At 67.7% G+C, this 3482-nt stretch carries 4 protein-coding genes; all 4 read right to left on the bottom strand.

From position 1 onward, the window contains the following. On the bottom strand, window positions 1-1203 hold a 1203-nt coding region (locus tag PKA16_RS15695), incomplete at its 3' end, for an acyl-CoA dehydrogenase family protein (RefSeq protein WP_324404611.1). A 20-nt stretch (window positions 1204-1223) separates the two neighbouring features. Beyond that, entirely contained in the window at window positions 1224-1667 is a 444-nt protein-coding gene (locus tag PKA16_RS15700) for a hemerythrin domain-containing protein (protein WP_324404612.1), read from the bottom strand. Window positions 1668-1738: 71 nt separating this feature from the next. Then, on the bottom strand, window positions 1739-2671 hold the full coding sequence (locus PKA16_RS15705; protein WP_324404614.1) for an FAD-binding protein: 933 nt from the start codon (window positions 2669-2671) through the stop codon (window positions 1739-1741). A 130-nt stretch (window positions 2672-2801) separates the two neighbouring features. Continuing rightward, the coding region (locus PKA16_RS15710; protein ID WP_324404616.1) for an electron transfer flavoprotein subunit beta/FixA family protein at window positions 2802-3482 on the bottom strand (681 nt) is incomplete at its 5' end.

Here is a 3482-nt window from a genome sequence, read left to right on the forward strand (position 1 = left end):
CTCGGTGCTGTAGCCCTTGACCAGCGGCACCATGAATTCGTAGAAGGCCTGGTTCTGCTGCCGCACCTCGGCATCCGGGTGGTGGTGCGCGGCATCGTAGGCAGCGGCAGCCGTGCTCGCCATCGCGCGACAGCCTTCGGCCAGTGCGCGCATGGTCATCAGCATGCGGCGCACGTCCGGATGGTGCACGATCGTCGCCGCACCCTTGACGCTGCCGTCGACCGGACGGCTTTGCACGCGTTCGCGCGCGTAGCCGCGCGCCTGCTGGTAGGCGCGCTCGGTGATGGCGATGCCCTGCACGCCGACCGCGTAGCGCGCCGCGTTCATCATGATGAACATGTACTCGAGGCCGCGGTTTTCCTCGCCCACCAGATAGCCCACGGCGCCGCCGTGGTCGCCATACTGCAGCACCGCCGTCGGGCTGGCCTTGATGCCCAGCTTGTGCTCGATGCTGACGCAGTAAACGTCGTTGCGCTCGCCCAGGCTGCCGTCCGCGTTCACCAGGAACTTCGGCACCACGAGCAGGCTGATCCCCTTGACGCCCTCGGGCGCGCCCTGCACGCGCGCCAGCACCAGGTGCACGATGTTCTCGGCCATGTCGTGCTCGCCATAGGTGATGAAGATCTTGGTGCCGAAGACCCGGTACGTCCCGTCCGCCTGCGGCTCGGCGCGCGAGCGCACGGCTGCCAGGTCGCTGCCGGCCTGGGGTTCCGTCAGGTTCATGGTGCCGGTCCACTGGCCGGACACCAGTTTTTCCAGGTAGGTCGCCTTGAGCGCGTCACTGCCGGCCGTCAGCAGTGCCTCGATCGCGCCGTCGGTCAGCAGCGGGCACAGCGCGAACGACAGGCTGGCGCTGTTGAGGATCTCGCCGCACGCCGCACCGATGGTCTTGGGCAGCCCCTGGCCGCCAAAGTCCACCGGGTGCTGCAGGCCTTGCCAGCCACCCTCGATGTACTGGCGGTACGCTTCCCTGAAGCCCGCGCTGGTGGTCACCTCGGTGCCGGCGTGGCTGGAAGGCGCCTGGTCGGCCGGGAAGTTGAGCGGCGCCACCACGCCCTCGTTGAAGCGCGCGCATTCCTCCAGCACGGCCTGCGCCGTCTCCAGGCCGGCGTCCTCGAAACCCGGAATGCGGGCGATCTCGTCGATGCGTGCCAGGTGCTCGATGTTGAACAGCAGGTCCTTGACGGGGGCTTGGTAGCTCATGGTGGGATTCCGATGCGGGTTCAGTGGAGGGTCTTGTAGAGCGGGTAGAGATCGGCTTCCTCGCGCCGGATCCGGTCGCCCAGGAGTTGTCCGATCTCGTGCAGGGCCGCCCGCACCTGCGGGAAATCGATCGTCTCGTCGTCGGCGTCGCTGTAGGTGTCGATGAAGCGGATCGCCGCGTCGCCGATGCGTCCCATCTCGCTCTTGTAGGCATTCACGCGCTGGTACACCTCCAGCTCACGCTTCTGCCTGAGCGTCTGGCGCAGGTAGGTGTAGACCTTGTACGCCTCCTTGACGACATGCGGGACGAGCAACGCCTTGAAGTCGCCCAGCGCACTCTTGAAGGCGGCGACATCGCCCGCCTCGGCGCTGTGCTTGAGCGCGCCGTAGGCCGCCAGCAACTGGCGGTGGTCGCGCGTCAGTTCGGCCACCAGGGCGGAATAATGAGGTACGCCTTCGGACATCTCGGATCTGCTTGCCCCGCCATCGGCGGGCGGTGTCTGACGTGGCCGCCGCAGCGGGCGGCCGCACGCGCTCAGAGCGCCTTGACCAGCTCCGGCACGGCCTGGAACAGGTCGGCGACCAGGCCATAGTCGGCAACGCTGAAGATCGGCGCCTCCTCGTCCTTGTTGATCGCCACGATCACCTTGGAGTCCTTCATGCCGGCCAGGTGCTGGATCGCGCCCGAAATGCCGCAGGCGATGTAGAGCTGCGGCGCCACGATCTTGCCGGTTTGCCCGACCTGCAGGTCGTTGGCGGCGTAGCCGGCGTCGACCGCAGCACGACTGGCGCCGATGGCGGCGCCCAGCTTGTCGGCCAGCGGCGTCAGGACGGCGTCGAATTGCTCGGCGCTGCCCAGGGCACGACCGCCCGAGACGATGACCTTGGCCGCCGTCAGCTCGGGCCGGTCGCTCTTGGCCAGCTCCTGGCCGACGAAGCGGCTCTTGCCGCTGTCGGCTACCGCCGCCACGCTTTCCACCGCCGCGCTGCCGCCGCTGGCGGCGGCCGCATCGAAGCCGGTGCTGCGCACCGTGATCACCTTGGTGGCGTCCTGGCTCTGGACGGTGGCGATGGCATTGCCGGCGTAGATCGGACGCTCGAAGGTGTCGGCGCTGTCCACCCTGGTGATGTCGCTGATCTGTGCGACGTCGAGCCTGGCGGCCACGCGCGGCGCGACGTTCTTGCCGCTGGCGGTGGCGGGAAACAGGATGTGGCTGTAGTTGCCGGCCAGTTGCAGCACCTGGGCCGCGAGGTTCTCGGCCAGGCCATGCGCCAGGCTGTCGCCGTCGGCGTGCAGCACCTTGGCGACGCCGGCGATCTGGCTGGCGGCCTGGGCCGCCGCGCCGGCGTTGTGGCCGGCGACCAGCACGTGGACCTCGCCACCGCAGGCGGCAGCGGCGGTGACGGTGTTGAGGGTGGCGCCCCTGATGCTGTTGTTGTCGTGTTCGGCGATGACGAGTGCGGTCATGTTGAATCTCCTGGAATCTTGTGCAATGAGGAATGACGAATGACTTCGCTGCGCTCGAAGGACGAATACTTCATTCGTCATGCCGCGCCAGCGGCGTCATCGACGTGGCGAAGCCACGGCGGTCATTTCGTCATCCAATGACTTTGGCTTCGTTCCTGAGCTTGTCGACCAGGGCGGCGACATCGGGCACCTTGACGCCGGCGCCGCGCTTGGGCGGCTCGGCCACTTTCAGGGTCTTCAGGCGCGGCGTGACGTCGACGCCCAGGTCCTCGGGCTTGAGGGTCTCGAGCGGCTTCTTCTTCGCCTTCATGATGTTGGGCAGGGTGACGTAGCGCGGCTCGTTCAGGCGCAGGTCGGTGGTGATCACCGCCGGCAGGCCGAGCTCCTCGGTTTCCAGGCCGCCGTCGACCTCGCGCGTCACCGTGGCCTTGTCGCCGGCAACCTCGACCTTGCTGGCAAAGGTGGCCTGGGGCAGGTCGGCCAGCGCCGCCAGCATCTGGCCGGTCTGGTTGGCGTCGTCGTCGATCGCCTGCTTGCCCAGGATCACGAGCTGGGGCTGCTCCTTGTCGACCAGGGCCTTGAGCAGCTTGGCCACGGCCAGCGGCTGCAGCTCTTCGCCAGTCTCCACCAGGATGGCGCGGTCGGCGCCGATGGCCATGGCTGTGCGCAGGGTTTCCTGGCACTGGGCGACACCGCAGGAGACGGCGATGATCTCGCTGACCACGCCCTTCTCCTTCAGGCGCACGGCCTCCTCGACGGCGATTTCGTCAAAGGGGTTCATGCTCATCTTGACGTTGGCGATGTCCACGCC

It is taken from the genome of Ottowia sp. (assembly GCF_035325765.1).
Lineage (GTDB): Bacteria > Pseudomonadota > Gammaproteobacteria > Burkholderiales > Burkholderiaceae_C > Ottowia.

What these genes read in the sequence shown, in the direction of transcription:
- PKA16_RS15700 (WP_324404612.1), bottom strand. Translation starts at nt 1,667, where the DNA reads ATGTCCGAAGGCGTACCTCATTATTCCGCCCTGGTGGCCGAACTGACG.
- PKA16_RS15705 (WP_324404614.1), bottom strand. Translation starts at nt 2,671, where the DNA reads ATGACCGCACTCGTCATCGCCGAACACGACAACAACAGCATCAGGGGC.